Source organism: Enterococcus pseudoavium NBRC 100491 (assembly GCF_001544295.1).
GTDB classification, from domain to species: Bacteria; Bacillota; Bacilli; order Lactobacillales; family Enterococcaceae; genus Enterococcus_A; species Enterococcus_A pseudoavium.
Window position 1 is genome coordinate 85,197 of record NZ_BCQF01000004.1, and the last position, 25,387, is coordinate 110,583.

At 38.9% G+C, this 25,387-nt stretch carries 23 protein-coding genes and 1 tRNA gene; 8 read left to right on the forward strand and 16 right to left on the reverse strand.

Going from position 1 to position 25,387, the window contains the following annotated elements:
• Positions 1-35: 35 nt before the first annotated feature.
• Together EP1_RS03310 and EP1_RS03315 are read left to right on the forward strand one after the other, a co-directional pair.
• Positions 36-875, forward strand: a complete 840-nt coding sequence (locus EP1_RS03310) for an alpha/beta hydrolase (protein ID WP_067623382.1) — start codon at positions 36-38, stop codon at positions 873-875.
• Between the two features lie 61 nt (positions 876-936).
• Positions 937-1,010, forward strand: a tRNA-Arg gene (locus EP1_RS03315).
• Between the two features lie 187 nt (positions 1,011-1,197).
• Here EP1_RS03315 and EP1_RS03320 read toward each other — a convergent pair.
• Complete coding sequence (locus EP1_RS03320) at positions 1,198-2,151, reverse strand: zinc-binding dehydrogenase (RefSeq protein WP_067623385.1); 954 nt, start codon at positions 2,149-2,151, stop codon at positions 1,198-1,200.
• Positions 2,152-2,281: 130 nt separating this feature from the next.
• Between EP1_RS03320 and EP1_RS03325 the strand changes: the two genes are divergently transcribed.
• On the forward strand, positions 2,282-2,647 hold the full coding sequence (locus EP1_RS03325) for an ACT domain-containing protein (RefSeq protein WP_067623388.1): 366 nt from the start codon (positions 2,282-2,284) through the stop codon (positions 2,645-2,647).
• 334 nt (positions 2,648-2,981) lie between these two features.
• Here the strand turns inward: EP1_RS03325 and EP1_RS03330 are convergent, their stop codons facing one another.
• Positions 2,982-3,485 (reverse strand): signal peptidase I, encoded by a 504-nt coding sequence (locus tag EP1_RS03330; protein ID WP_174519735.1) that lies wholly within the window; start codon positions 3,483-3,485, stop codon positions 2,982-2,984.
• A gap of 338 nt (positions 3,486-3,823) precedes the next feature.
• Between EP1_RS03330 and EP1_RS03335 the strand changes: the two genes are divergently transcribed.
• Positions 3,824-5,365, forward strand: coding sequence for an MFS transporter (locus EP1_RS03335; RefSeq protein ID WP_245630580.1), 1,542 nt, complete (start codon positions 3,824-3,826; stop codon positions 5,363-5,365).
• Between the two features lie 72 nt (positions 5,366-5,437).
• On the opposite strand, the gene lplA is transcribed toward EP1_RS03335, so the two are convergent.
• The 4 genes from lplA to EP1_RS03355 all read right to left on the reverse strand — a co-directional run bounded on the left by lplA (position 5,438) and on the right by EP1_RS03355 (position 9,113).
• Positions 5,438-6,445, reverse strand: coding sequence for a lipoate--protein ligase (gene lplA, locus EP1_RS03340; protein WP_067623393.1), 1,008 nt, complete (start codon positions 6,443-6,445; stop codon positions 5,438-5,440).
• An 18-nt stretch (positions 6,446-6,463) separates the two neighbouring features.
• Positions 6,464-7,201 carry an MBL fold metallo-hydrolase gene (locus EP1_RS03345; protein WP_067623396.1) on the reverse strand — a complete coding sequence of 246 codons (738 nt, stop codon included), beginning with the start codon at positions 7,199-7,201 and terminating at the stop codon, positions 6,464-6,466.
• Complete coding sequence (locus EP1_RS03350) at positions 7,198-7,971, reverse strand: DUF975 family protein (RefSeq protein ID WP_067623400.1); 774 nt, start codon at positions 7,969-7,971, stop codon at positions 7,198-7,200. Before EP1_RS03350 ends, EP1_RS03345 begins: the two co-directional genes overlap by 4 nt.
• A gap of 62 nt (positions 7,972-8,033) precedes the next feature.
• The gene (locus EP1_RS03355; RefSeq protein ID WP_067623403.1) at positions 8,034-9,113 is read right to left on the reverse strand and encodes a M42 family metallopeptidase; all 1,080 of its coding nucleotides are present in this window, start codon (positions 9,111-9,113) and stop codon (positions 8,034-8,036) included.
• Positions 9,114-9,289: 176 nt separating this feature from the next.
• Between EP1_RS03355 and EP1_RS03360 the strand changes: the two genes are divergently transcribed.
• On the forward strand, positions 9,290-9,700 hold the full coding sequence (locus EP1_RS03360; protein WP_067623406.1) for an NUDIX domain-containing protein: 411 nt from the start codon (positions 9,290-9,292) through the stop codon (positions 9,698-9,700).
• A gap of 126 nt (positions 9,701-9,826) precedes the next feature.
• Here the strand turns inward: EP1_RS03360 and EP1_RS03365 are convergent, their stop codons facing one another.
• Genes EP1_RS03365 through EP1_RS03375 form a run of 3 tightly spaced genes read right to left on the reverse strand, consistent with a single transcriptional unit; the run spans position 9,827 to position 13,065 of the window.
• Positions 9,827-10,999, reverse strand: a complete 1,173-nt coding sequence (locus tag EP1_RS03365) for an ABC transporter permease (protein ID WP_083507478.1) — start codon at positions 10,997-10,999, stop codon at positions 9,827-9,829.
• On the reverse strand, positions 10,986-12,122 hold the full coding sequence (locus EP1_RS03370) for an ABC transporter permease (protein ID WP_067623409.1): 1,137 nt from the start codon (positions 12,120-12,122) through the stop codon (positions 10,986-10,988). The genes EP1_RS03365 and EP1_RS03370 overlap by 14 nt, the downstream gene beginning before the upstream one ends.
• Before the next feature lie 10 nt (positions 12,123-12,132).
• Positions 12,133-13,065 (reverse strand): ABC transporter ATP-binding protein, encoded by a 933-nt coding sequence (locus tag EP1_RS03375; RefSeq protein ID WP_067623412.1) that lies wholly within the window; start codon positions 13,063-13,065, stop codon positions 12,133-12,135.
• Between the two features lie 206 nt (positions 13,066-13,271).
• On the opposite strand from EP1_RS03375, the gene EP1_RS03380 reads away from it, so the two are divergent.
• Positions 13,272-14,375: a sensor histidine kinase gene (locus EP1_RS03380; RefSeq protein WP_067623415.1), complete on the forward strand. Its 1,104-nt coding sequence runs from the start codon at positions 13,272-13,274 to the stop codon at positions 14,373-14,375.
• An 80-nt stretch (positions 14,376-14,455) separates the two neighbouring features.
• Positions 14,456-15,082, forward strand: coding sequence for a response regulator transcription factor (locus tag EP1_RS03385; protein ID WP_067623418.1), 627 nt, complete (start codon positions 14,456-14,458; stop codon positions 15,080-15,082).
• Positions 15,083-15,114: 32 nt separating this feature from the next.
• Here the strand turns inward: EP1_RS03385 and dltD are convergent, their stop codons facing one another.
• From dltD to EP1_RS03420, 7 genes are all read right to left on the reverse strand, one after another.
• Positions 15,115-16,380 carry a D-alanyl-lipoteichoic acid biosynthesis protein DltD gene (gene dltD / locus EP1_RS03390; protein ID WP_067623421.1) on the reverse strand — a complete coding sequence of 422 codons (1,266 nt, stop codon included), beginning with the start codon at positions 16,378-16,380 and terminating at the stop codon, positions 15,115-15,117.
• Positions 16,377-16,613: a D-alanine--poly(phosphoribitol) ligase subunit DltC gene (gene dltC, locus EP1_RS03395; RefSeq protein WP_067623425.1), complete on the reverse strand. Its 237-nt coding sequence runs from the start codon at positions 16,611-16,613 to the stop codon at positions 16,377-16,379. The genes dltD and dltC overlap by 4 nt, the downstream gene beginning before the upstream one ends.
• Positions 16,614-16,792: 179 nt before the next feature.
• On the reverse strand, positions 16,793-18,007 hold the full coding sequence (dltB, locus tag EP1_RS03400; RefSeq protein ID WP_067623428.1) for a D-alanyl-lipoteichoic acid biosynthesis protein DltB: 1,215 nt from the start codon (positions 18,005-18,007) through the stop codon (positions 16,793-16,795).
• On the reverse strand, positions 18,007-19,518 hold the full coding sequence (gene dltA, locus EP1_RS03405; protein WP_067623431.1) for a D-alanine--poly(phosphoribitol) ligase subunit DltA: 1,512 nt from the start codon (positions 19,516-19,518) through the stop codon (positions 18,007-18,009). Before dltA ends, dltB begins: the two co-directional genes overlap by 1 nt.
• 39 nt (positions 19,519-19,557) lie before the next feature.
• A complete protein-coding gene (locus EP1_RS03410; RefSeq protein ID WP_067623433.1) occupies positions 19,558-19,707 on the reverse strand; it encodes a teichoic acid D-Ala incorporation-associated protein DltX in 150 nt (49 codons plus the stop codon).
• 287 nt (positions 19,708-19,994) lie between these two features.
• Positions 19,995-22,007 (reverse strand): FtsX-like permease family protein, encoded by a 2,013-nt coding sequence (locus EP1_RS03415; RefSeq protein WP_067623438.1) that lies wholly within the window; start codon positions 22,005-22,007, stop codon positions 19,995-19,997.
• Positions 21,997-22,764: an ABC transporter ATP-binding protein gene (locus tag EP1_RS03420; RefSeq protein WP_067623440.1), complete on the reverse strand. Its 768-nt coding sequence runs from the start codon at positions 22,762-22,764 to the stop codon at positions 21,997-21,999. Before EP1_RS03420 ends, EP1_RS03415 begins: the two co-directional genes overlap by 11 nt.
• Before the next feature lie 365 nt (positions 22,765-23,129).
• Between EP1_RS03420 and nrdD the strand changes: the two genes are divergently transcribed.
• Positions 23,130-25,322: an anaerobic ribonucleoside-triphosphate reductase gene (nrdD, locus tag EP1_RS03425; protein ID WP_067623441.1), complete on the forward strand. Its 2,193-nt coding sequence runs from the start codon at positions 23,130-23,132 to the stop codon at positions 25,320-25,322.
• Positions 25,323-25,387 lie beyond the last annotated feature (65 nt).

Consider the following 25,387-nt stretch of genomic DNA (forward strand, 5'->3'; position numbering starts at 1 on the left):
GCGTACACTAGGGAACTGAAACGGGGGAGTTTCCTGTGAAAAACAAAAAAATAGGGGGCCTCATAGCACTCGGCTTACTATGTCTCCTCGGAATAATTTTATTTAAAACCAAAGATCATGTCCATGCGACCAAGAATTCCGTCGATCCCTTAGCCATTCCGGCACCAGTTATCATGGTTCCAGGCACAAATGGTGATGTTGATCGCTTTGACAGCCTAGTGGACTCATTGAAACAGACGGAAAAAAACGTCGATGAAGTAAAAATCACGGTGAATAAAGATGATTCCATAACTTCATCTGGACATTTTAATAAAGCTACTAAACGTCCTATCATTGCGATTGCTTTTGAAGACGGTTCTGATCCTTCATTACCTAAACAATCCCGCTGGTTCCAAAAGGCTTTGGAATACGCTGAGAAATATTACACCTTCAACACTTATGATTACGTAGGCTATTCAAATGGCGGCTTAATCATTACCGGTTACTTGGAAAATGAACATAAAAGCAATGATCCGTCGTTGTATCATTTGATTACACTAGGATCGCCTTATAATGATACTTCGTGGGAATACAACGACAATAGTTCTACCTTCACTAAACCAAAAACCAAGAGTGCTCTCTTAAATTATTATCTAAAAAACAAAAAGAACATTCCAAAAAATATTACCGTCTATAATATTGCCGGCAACGTGGATAATCAGAATACCGATACGACTGTCCCCTTGACAAGTGTCTTAGCGGGAAGACTTATTTATGGTGATAGCGAAAAATATAAAGAGATCGTTGTCGATGAACAATCCGATCATGGTTCACTGATTGAAAATCCTAAAACCCTGAAATTGATCAAAGAATATCTCTTTGAATCAGTAAAATAACGAATTATGATTGACAAGTAAAGGTAGTTTTTCTATAATAGCAATTGTTGCAAAACTACTTGTCACAGTAGCTCAGCTGGATAGAGCATCCGCCTTCTAAGCGGACGGTCGGGGGTTCGAATCCCTCCTGTGATGTTAAAAAACTGCTTGAGACCTACTCTCAAGCAGTTTTTACTATTTCTAAGTCCAAGTTTAATCTTAAAAAATAAAGAAATACACTCTTAGTTTTTTTATAGTTACTACGACTGTCCAAACTCTTGGGCATTTCCTGATTTCTCTTTCACGCTCCAATAATCCTCTTAGCTTCAACTGCGCTTAATTATTATGGCTTCAACAATACCTTCCCAATACTCTTCCCAGTTTCTAAATACTCATGAGCTTGTTTGCCTTCCGCCAATGGGAAAATCGTTGGTTCACTGATTTTGATTTGTCCTTTAACAAAATAGCTGAATAGACGTTGGCTGCGTATTTTTCTTTCTTCATAGCTGGTTAAATAATCCCACAGATCCCCTGTTAGAATACTTTTTGATTCAGACATCAATGCGACTGGATCGATTTTCACCGGATCGCCACCCGCCATACCAAAAAAGATGACTTTCCCACGGTGTTTGATCAAGTCTAAGCTTTGTTGGATAGTCGTGCCGACGCCATCATAAGCGGTCGCAAATTCTCCTTCCACCGTTTCGACCCAAGCTTTTTCACGACTAGGGAAAACTTGCTTCACTCCATGAGAAAGAGCCAGTGCTTGTTTTTCTGCTGAAGAGGCAGAGCCAGATACTTCTAGTCCATCTGCTACTAGCATCTGTGAAAGTAATTGCCCAACACCCCCGCTGATTCCCGTGATAAATACTTTTTCCCCGGAGACATTTTTTCCAAGATCATGGGCTAAAAAATCAGCAGTCATCCCTTGCAAACCGATACTTGCAGCCAACTTGCTATCAATACCCACGGGTAATTGGATCGCCTGTTCACTAGGTATCGCTACGTATTCGGCATTAGCCAAGGGCACGTCGACAAACAAAACAGTCTCACCGACTTTTTGTTTCGTTACCTTTGAACCGATTTCCACGACAATTCCCGCACCTTCATAACCATTGATGTAAGGATCGTGTTTTTCAATATGATACGCTCCGCGCCGGCGGTAAATATCAGCAAAGTTCATGCCAATATATTCCACTTCTACTAATACTTCATTATCACGGATTACTGGTTTAGAAAGTTCCCCATATTGCAGAACCTCACTGCCGCCAAAGTGTTCAAAATACAATGCTTTCATGCTAAACGCCCCTTTAATTATTTCCTCAAATATACTATGGAGCAAATTTTTCAGCAAAAAATCGAATTGCATTCCGTAATTTCCTTTGCTAAATTTAAAAGATCAACTGTAAATGAGAGGAGCCCTTTCAATGAAATTAGAAATTTTGCCGCAAGAATTATCTGTTTATCAGGTTGCTGATCTAAACTTGGTGGATCTAACACAACAGCCGCTTTTTATCGGGGTGACGGCTGAAGAAATATCGATTGTTTCTGCTACTGACAACGTTCCAACGGATACACTCGAACGAGAAGACGGCTGGAAAGGTTTCAAGATCGAAGGTGTACTAGAATTTAGTTTAGTCGGCATTCTGGCAAAAATCGCTTCACTGTTAGCGGATGCCAACATCAGTATTTTTGCTATTTCAACCTATAATACCGACTATGTCTTAATCAAAGCCAACAAATACGAGGCTGCTATTGTAGCGCTACGTGCAGGCGGATATACTGTTGTATAAAAAGCTCTGATCAAAAAAGGGGCTCTTATAACTCTTTTTCAGACTTTTACCGTTTAGTCCTTTTCCAGCTGTTTCCGAGAAAGTCGACTTAGTTGAACGTAGCGTTTTTTCCTTTCTCTGTATTTCTGCACCTGCAGTACTACCTTGAGCGATGCTGAAAATAGAAAGAAAAGAAATGAGAGAGTTTTGACCGAATTAGTTTTAGGAATTATTTGTATTGAGATGATAGAAGCAGACCTAGTAATGAAAGCTACAAAGGATGAAGTAAAAGAATCATTGAAATTGTTAAATTACAAAAGGGGATGTGATAAAAGTCTTATCACATCCCCTTTTTTTATTCGACTTGTTGTCGAACCTTCTGTTTCAATTCTGTTTGAAAAAATAAGGTTGAGAGAGTCATTAAGATGGCTCCGACAAATAACCCACTCTTTAAAAGATTCATTACTTTCGCGTTAACCAAAAAACCAATATAAGGCAGATAAAAATGAGGGCGACCAATTAAATTTCGCTCGTGCACCAGCCCCATCTCGGCTTTATCAGAATTGTCTCCTTTAACGAAGTACCCAGCGATTTTATTATCGACTGCCAATACACGTCGGGTCTTAATCGCCTTCCCTTGATTTTCATAATAAGTAATCGTATCGCCAACATGAATCGGCTCTATTGCATCTTTGATAAAAACGAGACCACCTTTTCGGTATTCCGGCGTCATTTGATTATCTGAAATAACATAAGGGGTCACTTGTAGCACTTTTGGAATAACAATAGTTACTATCGCCAACAAGAACAAAGAAAAAATCATAACAGCATAAACAATTGTTATTTTTTTGCTTTTCATCAACTGTTTTTACCTCCTTAAAAAAGAAAATTCTTCTTATTTCTATCATAACATATTATTCAAAAAAATCTATTTTTTAATTATCAATTGAATAATATAATGAATTTGTTTTGACTATAATCTGTGTTATGCTAATATATGCTATATATTATAAAGCTTCTCATTTTCTTTTTTTAAAGAAAGGGTGTTATTCTATTACAACAAATTCAGAAAAAAAGTGTTTTGCTCACTTCCATTCAAAAACAACTTGCTTTTTTATAATTTCAGTTATTTTAATATTAGTTTCTTTAGCTAGTTTTAAAATTTCAAACGGGATAAAAAAAACAAATGTAGAAGAATTGAATGATCAGTGGACATTTATCGTTAAAAACCATACAGATCAGTATATCTTTGGAAAAACGGAGCATCGCTTAAAAAATGTTCAGCCAAACAATTCCCTAATCATGCAGCAGCAATTGGAAAAAAAATTTGATGACCCTCAGCTAGTTGTCCGAACAAATCATCAATGGCTTAGGGTTTATGTTGGCCAGCAACTTATCTACAAATACATGGCTACTGAGAAGCAAGAAGAACCTGGTTTGTTACAAGCAACCATCCATTTACCGTCTAATTATCGTCAGCAGAAATTGCGTATTGTGACCAAGACACCTTATGAATATTATGCTGGAATCCCTGCTCAAGTATTTATTGGCGAAGCCAAAGATGTCAGCCGGTTCTTTTTCCTGCGCTCATTACCACAATCTTTACTTTTGATGATTTGTTTAATCTTATTTGTACTATTACTGACCGTACTGCTGATAAAACCAAAAGATTCGAAAAAACAGTTCATTTCGACGCTGCTTTTGATCGGCTTTACTTGTTTAGTCGGATTACAATCAATCGGGTTGAATGTTCTGGCCAGTACTTTGTTCGGTCCGACCACATTATCGATTCTTTATAATCTAACTTCTATTTTGATCCCGGTCTTTTTGACCAATTATTATTTGTTGCAAGCAAAAAAATACCAACATTATTATCTTTATGGCGTTGGCGCGCAAGTTTTTCTTTTGATTTTTGGCTTGCTCTGTATTGCAGCTGGGGAACTATCCTTGCCGATTGCCGTCCAGATTTTCAGTGGTTTTAATGTCTTTATGACTTTATTTACTTCGGCGATTGCACTAGCAGAATCGACTGACCATAATCGCTTCTATATGCTTTGTTCGCCTGGGATCATTATGGCAGCCTTTATCCATTGCTTCTTTTATATTCAGCTCTTTGCCGGAGCCGCTAACTTAACGACCGATTGGCCTTGGGTATTATTCAGCGGTCTGATGATCTTAATTTGTGGCTATCATTTTGTTGAGGAATTTCATTTCATTCAAAAATATCAAACAAAACAGCGAGAAGATGCGCAACAACTAATCAGAGTAAAAGAAAAACAAAGCAATCTGCTGACTACCTTCAAGTTATTGGCAGAAAAAGAAGCCCTAACAGCAAATCAAGCCCCGGCTCTAACTCATTTGCTACAGCAGATACGGGAGTATTATCAAAAAGAATTCAGAAAGCGAGCCAATTTCTTTTCTTGTCAACTGAGTATCCTTGAAGAGACCGATTATCTTAAGGATGAAAATATTTATCTACTGATTCAATTATTTGAGAAATTCTTGAATGATTCACACTATGGCTCGGTTGATATCTCGATTCGACAAGAACACGGACAATTGATCGTCGAAAGCAATACAAGCATTTTTAATCGCCATTCCTTTACTGAGATCATCGATAGTGATCAGCCGATTAATTTGTATCCCGAACTAGAACAAGCGGTTAAACATTCCAATGACGACTGGCAGTGGCAAAATAAAGAAAAACAACAATTTTTTAAAATCACTTTAGATTTATAACCCCAGTTTACTAAACACGTTAAGACGAGAAAGAAACCCTTTCGAGCGATTCGCTCGAAAGGGTTTCTGCTTTTAATAAATCAGTTCTAAAAATTCTTCCTTAGTAACATTACCAAAGTAATGGGTCAAATCAATTTGGTCGATGCTTTCTTCTAAAGCTTTTTTCTCATAGCGGGAGCCGATCAATTGATTTTCAACATCCTTGATCTCACCTAATCCAAAGAAATCACCGAAGACTTTGGCTTTTTCGATTTCACCATTGGCTACAGCTAAACGGACTTCAATCGAACCGATTGGGAAACGTTTTTGTCGTTCTAAGTTAAATTCGGGTGAACACCCATAATTCCAATCCCAGTTCTTGTAGTATTCATCTGAGATTTGATTGATGGCTTTCCAATCTTCCTCATTCAATTCATAGGTCTTCACTTGATCAACACTAGCGACTCCAAAAATTTGTAACAGAATCGCTTGGCGGAACTCTTCTGTCGTCATGCTTTGTTTGTCAGCTGGTAAGTACTCCTTGATATTGGTGACGCGTGAACGAATCGATTTGATGCCTTTTGATTCAATCTTATCTTTCTTTACTTTCAAGGCGTTGACAACTTCATCGATATTGCTATCAAACATCAAAGTCCCGTGAGCAAACATGCGACCATTAGTCGAATACATCGCATTACCGGAGAATTTTTTGTCGTTGATTACTAGATCGTTCCGACCTTTTAATTGCGCTCCTTCGATCCCTAATTTGTGCAGTGCTTCAACGATCGGTTCTGTCAATTTTTTAAAATCTCTAAAGGAGTTGCCATCATCAGGCATGATGAAGCTAAAGTTCAAATTACCTAAATCGTGATAAACGGCTCCGCCACCACTTAAACGGCGAACGACATGAATCCCTTTTTCATCAACATACTCTTTATTGATTTCTTCGATCGTATTTTGATTACGACCGATGATGATCGATGGTTCATTTATATAAAAAAGTAAAATCGGCTCATCTAAAGGCATATTTTGTAAAAGGTAAGTTTCAATTGCCAAGTTTACTCGTGGATCACGCTCTTTGTCATTTGGTACGTATAGCATAGTACAACTCCTTCTTTCTTATAGCTCGAAAATTTTATGTGGCTGTGCTAATTCTACCGGAATCCCGTTACTCTTTGCTACGGCTTGTTGACGTAATTCTGCTAGATCTCCTTGTTGTGGCAAATGGGTCAAAACGAGCTTTTTGACACCCGCGTTTTTAGCAAACGTCCCCGCTTCACCGGCAGTAAAATGAGCTTTGTGATGTTCATTTCCATCAAATAAATAGGTATCGGCCAAGAACAAATCAGCTTCTTTAGCAAATTCATTAAAGGATTCCAAATAACCGGAATCGCCGGTAAAAACAAAAACTGCCCCAGTCTTTTCTTCAACGAAACGCATTGCATAACAAGGAACCGGATGAATCGTCTTCATAAACGTAACAAGAAAAGGGCCAATTTTCAATTCTTCTGCTTCAAAGTAAGGTCGACCTTCCGTCACACCTTCCATCGTAAGCTCGTTGAAATGAAATTCATCCTCAGTATGTCCGTAAATTGGTAAGATTGGTTTGGGTGTTTGGGTTGGAAACAACTGCCAATAATACTGCAGTACACCAAGATCAGCAATATGATCGTGATGATAATGAGTCAAAATGACCGCATCTAAAGCTAGCGGGTCCAATTCTTTCTCTAATTCCACCAATGTTGAACTGCCAGCGTCTAATAATAAATTGAACCCGGCTGCTTGCAGTAAATAGCTCGTCGTTCCTTGCCCTTGGTAAGGGTATGCTCCTAAACAACCTAGTACGGTTATTTTCATGCTAATTCCCCCTGATCGATTTTTTCCTTCAAGGCTTGATCGTAGAAAGCTGCACTAGCCGTATTAACGTAGACAGCTACAAATAATAGACCCACAATCAACGCCACAAAACCTAAAATATACCAACCAATAAATGATAATTGTAATAGAATGTACTGGCCCCAGCGATCTTTTAACAGTAACCATGCTCGCTTGATCGATTCTCCAACACTTAGATCAGGATAGTCGAATTTTACCCAGACAGCGAATTTGAAAATGATACTAATAATAGTCGACACTAATAAGAAAATAATCAACAAAATAAAATATAAGGTAAACAAACCAACGTTAAACATTGTTCCCATGTTTTCAACATTAGTAACACCACCTGATGAAATCAGTGAGAAATACACGCTGCCACCTGCTTGCAGTAGCAGTGGGATGAAAAAGAGTGCGGCTAAAGCGTATTGAACAATTTGAGCAACAATATTAATTAACAGCAACGGAACATAATAACCTTGTTGAAAGACCACAAAAATTTGTCCCAATTCTGCTCTGCCACCTCGAACGACATACAGGCTGATGTAATACAAGGCGTAACTGAAAGCAAATAAAACAAATATTCCTAATAAAAACGAGATTCCTAATTGAATGTTTTCATTGTTAGCGATTGTTGAGACGCTGCTAATCGCGCCGCTCAACAGACCTACGATCACAACCAATCCAACATTGATTCCCCATTGACCGTTTAAACGGTCTTTGGCGAGTTGACGATATTCACTAAGACGCATAGACAGACTCTCCATTCCTACTTATATTATGAGTGACTCACAATTTTTCATTTATTGATCGGCTAGTAATTCTTAAGCTCGCCAACAGTAGCGTAATCTAGACGTGCAACAACTTCGGTCACTAACTTGATGGTATTAAAATAATCATCTTCATGAATGATCGATGTATGAGAATGTAGGTAACGAACCGGAACTGTGATAGCTACTGATGGTACACCGTCACGCGTCAGGTGCATTTGTCCAGCATCCGTTCCGCCGCCGGCAATCACTGTGTATTGGAACGGAATCTCCAATTCTTCGGCCACATCAATCACGAAATCCAATAATTTTTTATGGGGAACCATCGAAGCATCATAGATCAAAATTTGCGGGCCTTTTCCAAGAACAGAATCCGCTTCTTTCGGTGTCATTCCTGGAGTATCACCCGCCGTACCAGTATCTAAGGCAAAGGCGATATCGGGATTAACAATATGAGAACTTGTGCGAGCACCTCGCAAGCCAACTTCTTCTTGCACATCACTACCGGCAAACAAAACATTATGATGTTCACGTTTTGACAGATTTTCCAAAACGCGTAAAGCCACTGCCGTACCGATGCGATTATCCCACGCTTTAGCTAATAAGAATTTTGAGTCATTCATTCGTTGATACTGAATATATGGCGTTACCATATCACCGGGACGAATGCCCCATTCTTTCGCTTCATCAAGACTCGATGCGCCAATATCAATGAACATATCTTTGATTTCAAATGGTTTCTTGCGTGCTTCTGGGGTCAATACATGGGGTGGTTTTGAACCAATCACACCATGGATGATTTTCCCTTGACGCGTTTTAATTTCCACTTGCTGAGCCAGCATTACTTGATTCCACCAGCCACCGATCGTTTGGAATTCTAAAAAACCTTTTTCGGTAATCTTAGTGACCATAAAGCCGACTTCATCTAAGTGACCTGAAATGAACACTTTTGGTCCGCCACCGCCACCGTGTTTAGCAATCACACTGCCTAATCCGTCAAAGAAAATATCATCGGCAAATTCTTTGGCATACGTCTTAAAAACTTCTCTGACCTCATCTTCATTTCCCGCAATACCACGTGCGGAAGTTAAATCAATCAGTAGTTGCTCTTCTTGTTTTTCCACGTTTACTCCCCCTGCTTTATAAAAAATAATTACACTGCTCCACGAATATCCAAATAAAAATAATTGCTGATTTTACGATTGGAAAATCGTAAGGATACTCACTTTTCCTTAGCAACAGTATACCATTGTCAAAAAAATCTGCGTAGTATGTTGTATAATCACAACGAGGTGATCAAATGACACGTTTTTTAACCATTGAATTAACCATGATGGTAATGATTGAAAATGAACTGGGTGAAATCTTGATTCAAGATCGTAAGAAAAAAGATTGGCCTGGCTGGACCTTTCCTGGTGGGCATGTCGAAAGAAATGAAGGCAGTTATCATGCAACTCTGCGTGAAATCGAGGAAGAAACGGGGCTCACGGTTCAACCGCTACTACGAGGAACAGCTGAGTGGAACAACTTAACTACGGGAGCTCGCGAACTAGCTTTCCTTTATACTGCCAAAGTCAAAAAACAAGCCCTTCCGGAAAAGCTCTTCTGGGTCAAAAAAGCCGAGCTAACCAACCAAAAGCTAGCTGGAACCTTGAATGATTTACTACCAATCTTTTTCGGTGAAAAGCAGCAGATTTATTTCGAAGTCTGAAACCCTCCCTTTTTATCTAGGCGACTTGTTCGGCAACAAAAGAAATCCTAGAGCAAGGTTTTGCATAGTTGTCACAAAAAAAGTTCCAAAAACAGCGCATAGATAGCTGTTTCTGGAACTTTTATTTTATGTTTGAACTTTTTTAAAAGCCAGGCTGCCTTTTTCCCGCATTGTAATCAGGTGAATCACTAAGAATGCGGCCGCAAAGGCGAACAGTACTCCTGAATTGAAAATAAATTTATCCAAAAAGCTTTGATCGAAGTTCACTGTTTTTCCGACTAATGCATTGTTTTCGGCAAACCAATAAGTCGGGGTAAAGGCCGCAATTTTATTAACAATCTCTGGTAAAAACTGACTTGGCACAAAGACCCCGCCGACAAAACAACTTCCCATAATAAAGATATTATTGATTCCACTGATAGCTTCTTCATTTTGGATAACACTGGTGACCATGATTGAAAAGCTGACAATCGCTGTAAAAAAGGCGAGGGTATTCAACACAAAATAACCCATCACTTGATCAAAACGACCCTTTGTAATGAACAGCACAAAAACTAAAAAGATCAGCCAGCACAAAATCGCATAAACCAGATTACCAACGGAAATTTTGCGAGATAATTTTTGGCGTGAAACAGGTGAACAACTATTTCGGCGCCGAATTTCCTTACGATTAAAGGCTAAGTTCACCGCAGCATATCCGCTAAAAATCGATAAAAACATACCGTAGGCTAATAAATTATAGATTTGGCCAGTCACATTTTGTTTTTTCTTCTTATGGTACGTTGCATCAAAATGGACGCGGCCAGTTTTGCCAAGGGTATTTTGCGTTTTTTCTATCAGTTCTTGTGGACTTTGTGCCGGCAGTTTTTTCCGATAGGTCAGATAGGTCGTCAAATAATTGTTGATCGTCGTATCAACCAATGATTGAGAAAACGTGTCTGGGCGCGTCTTACTAGTTAGTTTCACTGCTTCCCCTCGACTGAGCTGCTCTGAAAAATTTTTCGGAATCGTCAGAATATAGTCGACTTCATTAAAATACAATGCATCATCTAAACTTTTTTGTGAAGTGTCTTTTAATTCTACTATAGTATGCTGCTGGCCTAAATAAGCAACAAAGTCTTTTTCCAAGGCAGACTGTTCGTCTGACAGGATCGTCAATTTAGCACCTTGTAGTTCCTCCGCATCTTGCGACAGCTGCCCTGCGTAAAAGATCGTAATGACGACCATAATGATGACACCTAACAGTAGACTGCCCTTATTCTTTTTAAGAATCTGGAGGATGGCTCTATAAGTGGTCATATTGCACCTTCCTTTCAAAAGAATAGTTTACTAACACGAACAAAAGTCCGAAGCCGCCTAACCAAACTAAGTTCGTATAAAATGGCTGTAATGATTGATAATAAAACAATTGATATAAGCTTTCACTGATTAAATTCACAATATTGATTCTACCTAGCAGTGGCAGGTTGACATCAATCCAATATTTGATGCCTTGCGAGCCCATCATTCCAGCCAAAAAGCTCATAATCATTGAAATAGAGATCCCGATTGAAATTTTTTGTTGAAAATCCAGCTTTGCAAAAAGATTGCCGATCAACGTCCCAAAAGAAATTGAAGTAAAAGCCCCTAACCCGCTGACTAGTAAAATATAGTTCCAATGATTGCCAAATTCGACACGGTAAACAAAATGATAAAATAATAAAATCAAACAGATTTGAATCAAGAAAAGTACAAAGCTTGCAAGCATATTGGCAAAAGAAACCAGTAATTTATTACGGGGAATCAAACACAACCGCATACCTTCAGATGATTGATTGGCCTGTTGATCGTTAGCATTGCGTAAGCCCCACATAAAGCCGTACATAATGGTCATTCCGACAAGAGTAAAGAAATAGAATGATTTCAAATTAAAGTTTCCGCTGACATCTTCAGCCGCAACAAAGTTCTTTTGGCTTAATACTTGATTAATTTCTTGGGGTTGAAGCGCCCCTGCGGCCATTAAGGTTTCGATCTTGTCCCTGTTTTGCAGATACTGATTTAAGAGCTCTTTTAAAATCGTTTGTTGAACCGTACTTTTACTCACAAATAATTCAATGGTAGTACCGGTGAATTCAAAATAACCAGCGATTTTATCCTCTGACAATTGTTGTTGTGCAGCTTTTTTTGATAATTCTCTGCCTTTAAAAAGTACCTTATCGCCATTTTTGACTTCTTTTAAGACCGCTTCGAAGGATTCCTTTTGCGTATCATCTGTGGCAACGATGCCGACTGTTGAACTTTCCAAAGCCGTGATCTGATCTAAATTGCCAAAAGCTAAATTAAAGAGCAAGCCCAAAACGATCGGAAAGGCCAAAGTCCAAAAGAGCAGGCTGCGGTTTCTTAATAGAATCCGAATGCGATAACTAAATAATCGTAGAAACATTTTCTCACCCCTAATCCCTTAATTCTTTGCCGGTGATTTCCAAAAAGACATCATTCAGCGTCGCTTCTTGCGTGTGAATATTGGCATACATAATCTTTTCCGCTTCAAAATAATTTAAGATCGGCAATAGTGCTTGTGTTAACTCTTTTGTCGTTACTTGTAATAAACTATCCGCATATGTTACTTCTAAGATAGCTGGAAAAGCTTGCAGGTCAGCAAGCTGCTCCGTTGTTAAACTAGGAACTTCAATGATTACTTTTTCATTTTCACGAACCATGCTTTTCAGTTGTTCTTTGCTTCCTTCAGCAATCACTTGTCCTTGATCAATAATCACGATATGATTGCATAAAATTTCAACTTCTTCCATGTAATGGGTCGTGTAAACGATTGTCGCTCCTTGCCGATTTAATTCTTTGATACTATCTAAAATTTTATTCCGACTTTGTGGATCAACTGCAACGGTCGGTTCATCTAGGAAGATTAATTCCGGTTTATGCACGATACCACACGCAATATTCAATCGCCGCTTCAGGCCGCCGCTTAATTGTTTAGGATAAAATTTGCGAAATTCTTCCAACCCGACCAACTGGATAACTTCTTCCACATACTGTTTTCGCTTAGCTTTTTGCGGGATATATAAGCCGCAAAAATAGTTGATATTATCTACAACTGTTAATTCTTCAAATAGTGCGATTTCTTGTGGAACGACACCGATTTTTTGTTTGATTCCATATTTTTCCGGTCCCATCTCTTCGCCGAACAATTTAATCGAACCACGATCATAGGTTAGCAGTGAGAGCATACAATTAATCGCGGTCGATTTTCCACTACCATTGGGACCTAACAATCCAAAAATATCTCCTTTTTTCACAGTTAAATCCAGATGATTCAATGCGATAAAGTCGCCATAACGTTTCACTAAGTTTTCTATTTCAATCAACATCTGCAAAACCCCTTTTCCTTTTCTTCATACATTTACTATAATAAAATTAGCAACTGCATCGTAGTGAGTTTGTGCCAATCATAGAATGACAAATGTCATTTTGTTGGTTTTACTTTTTATTTTAGGAAAAATGATATCTGTTATTGGCGTTGCCGATGAAACCTTTTTGATTTTTACAAGCAATTACTTTAATCTGAGGAGCCGTAATGAAAAGCTTAAATAATTATTGGATCGATTTTTTATTTTTAGAACTGCTGGGCAGTTTATTGTTGTTCCACCAAGGATTTCAACCACAGATGGTCCTCTATCTGTTAGCCAGTGTTCTCTTGGTGGGACCAGCGTTATTGTTGTCAAAAATATTTAGTCAGCTAAGTATTGGGGGCTTAATCATTCTGAGTTTTCGCTGGCCTCAACTCCTCGTTTTTCTGCCCGCAAACTTGCGGATCGCTTGGCGAGAGGACATCCTTTGGGGCTGGTCATTGATTGTTCTAACAGTGCCGCTCATTCAATCCGCTCATTTTTCTTTGGCGGAATGCTTATTGCTGGTTTGCTTAAATTGTTTTGCACTACTGCTGACATGGAGAGGGAAAAAACAGCAAACAATCCATGACGCACTACTGCAATTGAAAGATGACAGTTGGGAAAAACAAGAACTGCTAAAACAAAAAAATCATGAATTGATTCAATCTCAAGAAACCTTTATCGACTTAGAAATTTCCCAAGAGCGGAATCGGATCGCTCGCGATATCCACGACAATGTCGGCCACTTATTATCTAGCGCGATCATTCAATTAGGAGCTATTGAGGCGCTCAATCAAAATGACGTTCTAAAAATGCCCTTAAATCAGTTAAAGGCAACCATTCATACTGGGATGGATAATATTCGTGAGAGTGTCCATGATTTACATGAAACTTCTTTACCTTTTGAAAAGGGACTTGATTTGCTGATTGCTGAATTTCAATTTTGTGAAGCTGAGGTAGTCGGAAAAATCCCTGCAAATTTGTCACAAGAACAAGAACGCACTTTATTGATGATTTTAAAAGAAGCTTTAGCCAATGTGATGAAACACAGTAATGCCACTAAAGTTACATTAACGTTTAGTGAACTGCCGGCCTTTTATCGGCTACAAATCTTAGATAATGGCACGCTCACTAAAAAAACTGGAACTGGGATTGGCTTGAAAAGTATGAGACAACGAGTAGAACAAATCGGTGGGCAATTGCATCTTGCGCCAACTCCCGAGAATTATTTGATTCAAGTCGTTTTACCCAAGAAAGCACATTCGTCCCTTCATATCGCGCGTGATTGAAGAAGTCGCTCAAAACAGAAAGATACACCCAAACTACTGATGCATATCAACTGTAATCAGTCCAAATTAGGAGGAAAGCCATGATTCGTGTTGTTGTGATTGACGATGATCCCTTAGTAACAGAATCCTTAAAAACCATTTTAGAGGTCTCTGAAGAAATCAAAGTTTTAGGAACGGGCCACTCTGCCACTGAGGCAGTAACACTGTACTTGCAAGAACGACCAGATGTATTATTGACTGATATTCGCATGGGACAGAGTACTGGAATTGCTGCAGCCAAGGAAATCTTCAAACAAGTTCCTGAAGCCATCATTTTACTGCTGACAACTTTTTCTGATGATGAATACATTTGTGAGGCCTTGCAAATTGGCGTAAAAGGTTATCTGATCAAGCAAGACTTGGCTAGCATTGTCCCGGCGATCAAAGCCGTTTATAACGGACAGACGGTCTTCGGGACTGAGATTGCTGGTAAGCTTGCTTCAATCTTAACCGATCATTCTCCCCGCAAGTCAGCCCCCGTTCAGTTAACTGAACGGCAAGAAAGTATTTTAATCGCAGTTGCCTCTGGAAAAAATAATAAAGAAATCGCTCAAGAACTATTTTTAAGCGAAGGAACGGTTCGTAATAATATCAGTCAGTTATTGGAAAAATTAGCCGTGCGCGACCGGACACAGCTCGCGATTTTCTATTACCAAGAATATAAATAAAACTACGCATGTCTGAAATGACATGCGTAGTTTTATTTAATCGTAGTTGGGTTCATTTCTTGCCAAGCTTTACTCAAGAAATAGTCATTATTGATTTTATAATTTTCAGCTTGTGACTTTTCTCCTTTCAAAAAAGGAGCAATTTTTCTATCAGCTAATAACCAACCTTTCCAGCCTAAATGAATCGTATCTTGCATGAAGTAAGGCGTGTTTTGCTGATTCGTATAATCTGCAATATTAGTAAAACCTTGCGCAGTTAATTGATACTTGATTTTACTTGAAAACTGCTGCAGCATTTCGTCTGAAAGTCCGGTGAATTTTGCCCAGCGACCATTAACAGGGGGAATAATGAAGAGTGCGTCTGTATGCTTCTTCGCTAATTGATCTAGAGCTAATTGGAAATCAGAGAATTCTGGCGAATAGCGATAATCCCAGTCTTTTTGAGAATCAGCCAGCATATTCAGATGAGGCTTGATCCGTCGATGATAAAAACGTTGCTGAATCCCAAATTGATTTCCTCGCGTCGCCGCTTTTCCTAAATGATTGGCTAATCTATTTAATTCATGCTGATCATATTGGTCAGGCAATTCTTTCGCCGCATGATCAATCGCAGCTTGCTTGCTGATCATGCCAATCGTACTAAATAATTCGTCTTCACGCGCCAGCATATTTAATTTTAATTTGCTAAACGTCAGATCGGTTTGATCTGGTAATTTTCCATCCATTACTGCATTCAGCATGCGCTCTAACCGTTCATCTTTTCTTACCACTCCATAATGGGCCAAACGTTGAGCGAAATATTGATCGCTAGCTTGGATTTTTTTTAAATGCAACAGCCAATTCAAGGTTTGTTCAGGGGAGTAATAGGCATCAAAATAATCACGTTTGATCCCTTCTTTTACAAACCATTGCGGTGAAATGATAAAAACAACCTTTCGATTCTTTAATTCATTTCCTAACGATTGCATCATCATAAATTGTGTCAACGATTGCGTTCCCGGTGCTCCCATTAAAAAGGGGGTATAGTCACGCTTGTATTTTTCAGCTAAAACGGATGGGTGAAAAGGACTGATTCGACTCAATTCTGAAGAACCAAAAAACGGTACATAGTTATCGGTACTTAGGGCGTCTTTTGTAATACTGTTTCCTCGTAAAACATTTCCCGCCATCGAACTAGAAGCTGCTTTGATCAGCTTTGGATCATTGCTGTTAATTTTGAATGGTGAGAAAAACAGAAGAACCAATAAAACTGCCGCCAAAAGAATCGGCCCAAAGATACCGAGAAGTTTCTTTTTCATTGGGCTTGCAGGGCCTTCACTTGTTCAATGATTTTGTTCGGTGTATTCCATTGAGCGCGGTCAAACTCTGATACTGGAACTTGTACATCTAATTGTCCTTCGATTTCAACTAATAGTTGAACAGTTGCTAATGAATCCATCAAGCCTTCTTCAAATAAATCAACATCCGGATTATCTCTAACTTCATCTGTTCCTGTAATATCTTCTAAAATGCTAAATAATGTATCTTCCATGTTACTCGCTCCATTTCGTTTTTATTTTTTGTCAATGCATAATTAGTCCGCTCATATTTAAAGAATCATTTTTTAAAAACTCAAAATAATTCTATTTTCGTACGCATACCATCCGGCTAAACAGTTCACACCTTATTCTGTATCCAAATCATTACATCAGTTTGAACTTTAACAAACGGCTAAAAGCCGGACTGGCAAAACCATAATTTATCCAAGAAGCCTGAAAAAATCAAAAAGCTCAAGCAGACTGCGTTAAAGGTTAAGAAAACTGCCAATGCATGAGTAAACTTATTCGATGGAATTTCTTGCTTATGTTTTTTCTTAAAGCGCAACCAGGCATCGGTCAAACAAATCAAGGCTGCATGGTAAAAACCATATAAAATGTAATACCACGTCAACCCGTGCCAGAGACCCATGATTAAGAATAGGGCGAAATAGCCCACATTAGAGGCTACGATCCGGCTTTTGAAGGTTTTCTTTTTGATCAAAGCAAACATCAAACGCATATAGATGTAATCGCGGAACCAGAAAGACAAGGTCATATGCCAACGATTCCAGAACTCTTTGATATTCCATGATAGAAATGGTTTATTAAAGTTTTTGGGAGTGTTATACCCCATTAGTTTACTAGTACCGACGGCAAACAAGCTGTAACCGGCAAAATCAAAGAATAGATACATACTATACACATACATATAACCTACTAAGCCCCAAGAAATCCCACCATGATGCATCGCCAGCCGATCCATAATTGGCAGCAAAACTTGACCAAAATAATAACCAATGATGAACTTATATAAAAAACCAACAAAGAGATCGTGAACACCCGCCCCTAATAAATCAACGTATTCTTCTGGTGTAGGCGGATTTTTCAAGTCTTTTTCAAAGCGGCGATAACGATCGATCGGTCCTGATGAGATCGTTGGGAAAAACAATAAGAACTTGATGTAGTTCAACGGACGGTATTCCTTAATCATGCCATCGCGCATTTCCATAATGATTTGTACCGATTTAAAGGTCAGATATGAAATTCCCAGAAAACCTAAAACAGAGTTCTGACCACTCAGAAATGGCGTAACCTTCACAAAAATCAAGGGAACAATACTTAAGAACACCGCAAAGTAAAAGACATTGGCTTGATTCTTATTTTTACGGTACTGATGATAGCTCCAAACTAAAAGGCTTTGAAAGATTACGTAACCAATCAGCGCTAACCCTTGATGATAATCTTTTCCTCCAAAGGAGATATAGAGAAAAAATAGCGTGATTAGTGATTGATACCAATCGATTCGTTTGCCACGAATCAGCAAACTTAAAACCAACGGCAACAAGGTCACGAATAAAATAATGAAATAAATTGGAGAGGCATAAGGCACCATGTGAGGGATCAGCATTAGCGATTCACCTCAGCAATCAGTCTTTTACGATCAATCTTTCCATTTACGGTTCGTGGTAATTGATCGACGTAAACAAATTTTTGCGGGATCATGTATTCCATGACTCCTCCAGCTAATTCTGCTTTAATGGCTTTCGTCAATTGGTACGCTTTTTCAAAATCATTGTCATTCGCAACGACATAGGCCACTAATTGTTGGACTTTGTGATTTTGATATTTCGGTACAACCGTCGCTTGCTTCACATAGGCGACCTTTTCTAAATGATGATCAATATCTTCTAACTCGATTCGAAAACCATGCAATTTAATTTGAAAATCGATCCGTCCTTCGTAAAGTAACAACCCCCCCGTCGTCAAACGACCGGCATCACCAGTCCGGTAAGCAGGCCTCCCCTCAATTTCGAAAAAGGCTGCTGCCGTTTTTTGGGGATTGTGTAGATAACCTTTTGAAACACTGGGTCCTTTGATAATAATCTCCCCGGCTACACCGGCTGGAACTTCTTGCTTTTCATCGTAGATCAAGACTTCGGTATCATCTTTAACATAGCCGATTGGCACACGATCATACTCAGCTAAAACTTCTGAAGTTACTTCTATTTGCGTCATCGCAACCGTTGCTTCCGTTGGACCATACGTATTAAAAATTCTTGCATTTGGAAAACGGTGAATTAATTCTTCGGCCGTTTTACGGGTCAATTCTTCCCCACAAAATTGAAAGATTTTTAAAGATGGTACATGTTTCTCATCAAAAGTTTTCTCCATCAAACAAATGTCCATAAAAGACGGCGTCGATACCCAAACATCTAAGTCTAACTTAGGCAAATATTCGAATAATTTTCTAAAATCATTGATTACTGCTTTTTCCATTGGAATCAACGTCCCACCACTGCACAGTGCTGGATAGACACTCATAACAGATAAGTCAAAGGAGTACGGTGCTTGCGATAAGAAGCGCATCCCTGTCTGAATGCCAAAATCCTGCAGATCCCAATTTGTAAAGCTCAAGAGATTTTCATGACTGATCTGAACGCCTTTTGGTACACCCGTCGTGCCAGAAGTGAAAATAATATAGAATGTATCGTCAGCAATAACCGGTTGTAAATCGGCCTTTCCCTGCTCATTTGTAAAGATCTCAGCCAACTCAGCCGGTGTTACCACTGGAAGTTCAACCTTAATTTCCTCTGGCCAAGGCAAAACACTCACGATCATGGCCGGTTGCGCAACTTCTAAAATCAATTGAATGCGATCTAGTGGTGTATTTGACTCGATTGGAATATAGGCATGTCCACTTTTGGCAGCTCCCAAAAAACTTGCAATCATTTCAAACTCCAGTTCACCAAATACAATAATCGGAGTTTTAGCAGTAATTGTTTTAGTCAGATATTGAGCTAAGTTGTCTGACCATTGACGTAACGTGTGATAACTGAAACGGTCTGTTTCTGATTGATAGGCAATTGCTTCGGGTCGGTCACTTGCCCATTGATCAATTGCTTTAATGATATTTTTCATGACTACCCCCTCATTCTTGGTAAAATAAATCCTTCTCGTCTAAAATTCATTGTAAATAAAGTTGCCACCTTGAATACTTTTATAATGGTATAAATAAATCAGTATCAAGAGAATGACAAAGTAAAAAATCGTCTTCCCAATGAAGCTTAACCAATCGCGAGTCGTCGGACCCTTTAAAAAATCTTTCATCCAAGTGCCCTCTCTTTTTCTTTTATTGATTAGTATTATAGAACGACTCAAAAAATCTACCACCGATTGCTCTTACATAGACCGCTTTCAAACGAACAGTTTTGTCACACGCTTGATAAACATTGTCTTTCCCGCATTTTCTTTGGGCGTTTTGCTGGCACCTAGCAAATCAGTTTATAATTCAGTTAAGGAGAATTTTCTACTTTGCTCCTGTTAATCAGCTTTCAGCGGCTTAGTTCTGAGCAAAAAAAGACTATACCAAATTTTCTGGTATAGTCTTTCGCTCTTTATAAGAGTTTCTTCTGATAAATATTCGTTATCCAATAGAATAAAGCATAGACAATTAACATCAATCCACAAAATAAGTAAACAAAACCATAGTTAGCATTTTTAGCAATATGTGAAAAAACTGATATTGCTAAGATACTATGAATCAACGCTAATATTGCCGGATTAAAGAACACCACGCGATTTTCATGACTAATTTCGCGGGAAATGACTTTATCTGGGATTCCCATGTGTTGCAACAAACGATATTGTTTACGTTTCTGCTTGAATTCTGACACCTGTCGCAAAGTCACCATACTGGCGGTTGTAATAATAAACGTCGTGGTCACAAAAGTTACTACGAACAATACCAAACCCAAGCTACTGCGGGTTGAACGATAAATTTCTTGAAAAGAAGTATATTCTGAGCGATAAATCGTTGCCTGTTCATCCTTCCCGTCTTCTCCTTCGACTATTTCTCCAACGATCTGGTGATTTTTCCAAGCTAGATTATAATGGATCGGATAAGCCCAATCCCCTTTTAAATTTTCATGAACCAACTGATTCAATTGATTCTCAAAACGTTTTTCAACGTCAATCGCTTCAATCGTATAGGAAATACCAGGGATCGCTTTAAATGTGTCATCGGAAACGACAATCAGACTCGTACCGTAACGTAAATTCATGTCCCCAAAAAAATTGGGATGAATTTTTTGGACCTTTAGTTCGCCTTGTTTTAAGTTAATAATTTTACTGTAGCGTGTGTAATCATTTAAATAGCGCTGATAAGAACTTAGAACCACCGTTGAATCAGCTGAATTTAAGTGAATATCCGGTAAGGTCGAATTCATTTTTTGAAAAGCGCGATAATCTGAAAGAGCAACTAAGTCCATGATTTCCGGTTCAGAGTTGGTTCCTTCTCCGGAAATTTCCACGCTTTGTTTCGCCGGGATTGCTTTAAAATGCAAGGATTGCCGTTGATACGGTAACGTCTTTTGTAGCTTTGTGGCAAACTTCTGATAACTTTCTTGTGTAATCAACAATGAAGTCGGAGCGATTTCATTGACTGAACGCATCTCCAACGAAACTACTGTTGCCATTCCGCCTAAAATTGCCAAAGCTAAACCCAATGCAACGGTGATCGAGCCAAAAAAACGCCATTCGCTAAACAGGCGCAATTGCCATTCACTTCTTGACAGGACACCAAGATTTCTAATTAATCGCTTAGGCCGATAGGAATTGTACCAGCGGAGTGTAAAAGCAAAAAAAAGATAGCTTCCTATCACACATAATAAAAAAATACTGCCCATCAACAGAGCATTTCCTTTTACTAAACCGAAATAGTCACTCACTCTTCTGGCAAACATAATATAGGCGGCGGCGATTCCCCAGCCGCTTAAAAGAAACAGCGCTCCAACAACTCCCATTACCTTTTGCCAGAGGGGCAATTCCATCGCTTGAACCTTCCGTAACGACTGCTTTTTTAAATGCGAGAATTTATAACCTGAGACTAGCCACAAAATCTGACAGGAAACAACGACTAGAATGAAAAGAACCACCAGTCCTGTGACTATCACTGCATCGGTCGAAAAGAAAAAGTGGACTTGCAATGGAAGATCCATCGCCTTGACTAAGATCATACTAAATAGTTTCGACAATAAGACCCCTAGTCCGATTCCCACTCCAAAAGAAAAAATGCCGATAAAGAAAATCTCCATAATAAACCATAAACAGATCTGATAATAATTCAAGCCATATAAATGAAAGATACTGATATCTTTGCGGCGATTCTCAATAAAAAAACGATTCGTATTTGCCATAAAGAACAACAGGATTAATACAACAGCAAAACTTCCAAAGCCTAACATTCCGACCAGCTGAGTATTTTTCCCAGCACTGCGGATCAAAGGCTGTTCATAAGTCATTGCCGTAAAGGAATAATAGACCATTACTGCAAAAATCAAGCTGAAGAAAAAAACCAAATAATTTGATAACTGCTTCTTAAAGCCGCGCCAAATGATCTTAATCAGCATTGGCTTTCCCACCTCCACCGATGGTCGCCTGCATATCAATCACCTTTTCAAAAAAAGCTTTACGGGAAGAGCGACGGACGATTTCTGAGAAAAAACGGCCATCCTTGATAAACAGTACGCGATTGCAATAACTAGCAGTATAAGCATCGTGGGTCACCATTAAGATCGTTGTCTCTTCATGCAGATTAACTTCATCTAAATAGTTTAAAAATTCGGTAGCAGCTTTAGAGTCCAACGATCCCGTAGGCTCATCGGCAAATAAAACCATCGGACGGCTGATTAATGCCCGTGCGGCCGCAGTACGTTGCTGCTGACCAACAGAGATTTCTTCGGGATAACGGGCTAAAATATGGTCGATCTTTAAAATTTTGGTCAGCCGGAGCAAGCGTTCTTCAATTTCAGCATAAGAAAGTTTGCTGACCGTTAATGGTAAAATAATGTTGTCCTTCACGGTCAAGCTATCAATCAAATTGAATTCTTGAAAGATAAAACCCAACTTCTCGCGGCGAAAATCGGTTAACCGTTTTTCTCGCATTTGGGTAATATCCGAACCTGCTATTTTAACCGATCCCATTGTCGGTAATAAAATAGTTGAAAGGATATTCATTAAGGTCGTCTTTCCCGCGCCACTGGGGCCCATAATTCCGACAAATTCCCCCTGCTCGACTTTAAAATTTAAATCGTTCAAGACTGTGACTTTGTTGCTACGCGTGCCAAAACTTTTACTAAGATGCTGTACCTCGATCATTTTCTTCACTAGTTTCCACCTACCTCAAATTGAACTACTTGGCTTTTTAAAAAGAAGTTTAATTAATTTACTTGAAATCATTTTTTTACATCTAATTTTTTTCTTTTATGGTATCATAGAAAGGTCGAATTCTTATGTGAAACGACCTTCAATCAACTTACAAATTTTTCACATTCAGGAAAAATATTTTTTAGTTATTTTATTTTGACAAGAAGCTTGATCTAATCAGCCTCCTTATCTTTCCCAGTAAACAAACACACTATATATGGTGTGTTTTTATTTTTTTACAAAAAAACAACACTATATATCGTTGCAAGAAGATCATAAATGCTATATGATTGATAGTGAACTTAAATGAAACGGAGTTGTTTGTCATGATGGAGATTCATACAAAAGATTCATTAATCAGTAAATACCAGCCATCGTTAAAAAATATCAAAGTCGTTAAACGAGATGGCCGCCATGCAGCCTTTGACGATCAAAAAATTTACGATGCTTTAATTAAAGCAGAGACCAAAATCAAAGGAACAGTCGATCCCTTAACTCATGAACGTATCCAATCAATCGTTGAGCGCGTAGACGCAGAAATTTCTGAACGTTTTACTAGTGATATTAAAATCTATGAAATTCAAAACATTGTGGAGCATACGCTATTAGAACACAATGAATATGAATTGGCGGAAGAATACATCAATTATCGGACGCGCCGTGATTTCCAACGCAGCAAAGCAACGGATATTAACTTTACGATTGGTAAATTAATCAATAAAGATCAAACCGTCGTGAATGAAAATGCCAATAAAGACAGTGACGTCTTTAACACCCAACGTGATTTGACTGCAGGGATCGTCGGCAAATCGATCGGTTTAAAAATGTTGCCACCCCACGTGGCCAACGCGCATCAAAAAGGCGATATCCATTACCATGATTTGGATTATCATCCTTACACACCAATGACAAACTGCTGTTTGATTGATTTCAAAGGCATGTTGAACAACGGCTTTAAGATTGGTAATGCCGAAGTTGAAAGTCCTAAATCAATCCAAACGGCAACGGCACAAATCTCGCAAATTATCGCCAATGTGGCATCAAGTCAATACGGCGGCTGTTCGGCCGATCGGACGGATGAGTTGCTAGCTCCGTTTGCTCGTCTAAACTACGCAAAACACTTAAAAGATGCGGAAGAATGGATCGACACTCCTGAAAAGCAGAAAGCCTTCGCTAAACAAAAAACTCGCAAAGATATTTACGATGCGATGCAAAGTTTAGAATATGAAATCAATACACTCTTCACTTCAAATGGCCAAACTCCTTTCACTTCCCTAGGCTTTGGTCTTGGAACGGATTGGTTTGAACGTGAGATCCAAAAAGCAATCTTGCAAATTCGAATTGAAGGGCTAGGTAGTGAAAAACGGACAGCGATCTTCCCTAAACTGATTTTCACCTTACGTCGCGGTACGAATCTAGAACCAACGGATCCAAACTATGACATTAAACAATTAGCTTTGGAATGTGCTACTAAACGGATGTACCCAGACATCTTAAATTACGACAAACTGATTGAATTAACAGGCAGTTTCAAAGTACCAATGGGCTGCCGCTCCTTCTTACAAGGTTGGAAAAATGAACAAGGTGAAGAAATCAATGCTGGCCGAATGAACCTTGGGGTTGTGACCTTAAACTTACCGCGAATCGCACTGGAATCCAGTGGAAATAAAGATAAATTCTGGTCGCTATTAGAAGAACGTCTACAAATCGCCAAAGATGCCCTAGTTTTCCGTATCGATCGTTGTAAAGAAGCAACACCAGCCAATGCACCCATCCTTTATCAATATGGAGCTTTCGGCAAACGCTTGAAACGAACCGATTCAGTTAACGAATTATTCAAAAATAAACGAGCAACTATTTCATTAGGCTATATCGGTCTGTATGAAGTTGCCAGTGCTTTTTACGGCGGCGAATGGGAAAATAATCCCGAAGCCAAAGAATTCACACTCGACATCATGAAAGATTTGAAAGAACATGCAGATGCTTGGGGCAATGAATATGGTTATCACTTTAGTGTCTACTCTACACCAAGCGAAAGTTTGACTGACCGCTTCTGTCGCTTAGATGCCGAGCGCTTTGGGGTCGTTGAAAACATTACCGACAAAGACTACTATACAAATAGCTTCCATTATGATGTACGTAAAAATCCAACACCTTTTGAAAAACTGGATTTTGAAAAAGATTATCCACAATATTGTTCAGGTGGTTTCATTCATTATTGCGAATACCCCGTTTTACAACAAAATCCTAAATCATTGGAAGCTGTTTGGGATTATGCCTATGACCGAATCGGTTATCTAGGGACCAACACACCGATTGATCACTGCTACGAATGTGGTTTCGAAGGCGACTTCAAACCAACCAAACGCGGTTTTGAATGTCCGCAATGCGGCAATCATGATCCTAAAACCTGTGATGTTGTCAAACGGACTTGCGGCTACTTAGGCAATCCGCAAGCACGTCCGATGGTTCATGGTCGCCACGAAGAGATTGCGTCACGTGTCAAACATATGAAATAACTTGTCTGGTTTTAGCGAGACAGAATAATTAATCGAAATAGACAGGGACGGCGCTCTTTGCCGCT

Bases quoted from the DNA above. Each gene is read 5' to 3' on its own strand.
- EP1_RS03365 (WP_083507478.1), bottom strand. From the start codon at position 10,999: ATGACCACTTATAGAGCCATCCTCCAGATTCTTAAAAAGAATAAGGGC.
- EP1_RS03410 (WP_067623433.1), bottom strand. From the start codon at position 19,707: ATGAAAGATTTTTTAAAGGGTCCGACGACTCGCGATTGGTTAAGCTTC.
- EP1_RS03320 (WP_067623385.1), bottom strand. From the start codon at position 2,151: ATGAAAGCATTGTATTTTGAACACTTTGGCGGCAGTGAGGTTCTGCAA.
- EP1_RS03415 (WP_067623438.1), bottom strand. From the start codon at position 22,007: ATGCTGATTAAGATCATTTGGCGCGGCTTTAAGAAGCAGTTATCAAAT.
- EP1_RS03370 (WP_067623409.1), bottom strand. From the start codon at position 12,122: ATGTTTCTACGATTATTTAGTTATCGCATTCGGATTCTATTAAGAAAC.
- dltD (WP_067623421.1), bottom strand. From the start codon at position 16,380: ATGAAAAAGAAACTTCTCGGTATCTTTGGGCCGATTCTTTTGGCGGCA.
- dltC (WP_067623425.1), bottom strand. From the start codon at position 16,613: ATGGAAGATACATTATTTAGCATTTTAGAAGATATTACAGGAACAGAT.
- EP1_RS03360 (WP_067623406.1), top strand. From the start codon at position 9,290: ATGACACGTTTTTTAACCATTGAATTAACCATGATGGTAATGATTGAA.
- EP1_RS03385 (WP_067623418.1), top strand. From the start codon at position 14,456: ATGATTCGTGTTGTTGTGATTGACGATGATCCCTTAGTAACAGAATCC.
- dltA (WP_067623431.1), bottom strand. From the start codon at position 19,518: ATGAAAAATATCATTAAAGCAATTGATCAATGGGCAAGTGACCGACCC.
- EP1_RS03345 (WP_067623396.1), bottom strand. From the start codon at position 7,201: ATGAAAATAACCGTACTAGGTTGTTTAGGAGCATACCCTTACCAAGGG.
- EP1_RS03330 (WP_174519735.1), bottom strand. From the start codon at position 3,485: ATGAAAAGCAAAAAAATAACAATTGTTTATGCTGTTATGATTTTTTCT.
- lplA (WP_067623393.1), bottom strand. From the start codon at position 6,445: ATGCTATACGTACCAAATGACAAAGAGCGTGATCCACGAGTAAACTTG.
- EP1_RS03380 (WP_067623415.1), top strand. From the start codon at position 13,272: ATGAAAAGCTTAAATAATTATTGGATCGATTTTTTATTTTTAGAACTG.
- nrdD (WP_067623441.1), top strand. From the start codon at position 23,130: ATGATGGAGATTCATACAAAAGATTCATTAATCAGTAAATACCAGCCA.
- dltB (WP_067623428.1), bottom strand. From the start codon at position 18,007: ATGCTGATCCCTCACATGGTGCCTTATGCCTCTCCAATTTATTTCATT.
- EP1_RS03350 (WP_067623400.1), bottom strand. From the start codon at position 7,971: ATGCGTCTTAGTGAATATCGTCAACTCGCCAAAGACCGTTTAAACGGT.
- EP1_RS03325 (WP_067623388.1), top strand. From the start codon at position 2,282: ATGAAATTAGAAATTTTGCCGCAAGAATTATCTGTTTATCAGGTTGCT.
- EP1_RS03375 (WP_067623412.1), bottom strand. From the start codon at position 13,065: ATGTTGATTGAAATAGAAAACTTAGTGAAACGTTATGGCGACTTTATC.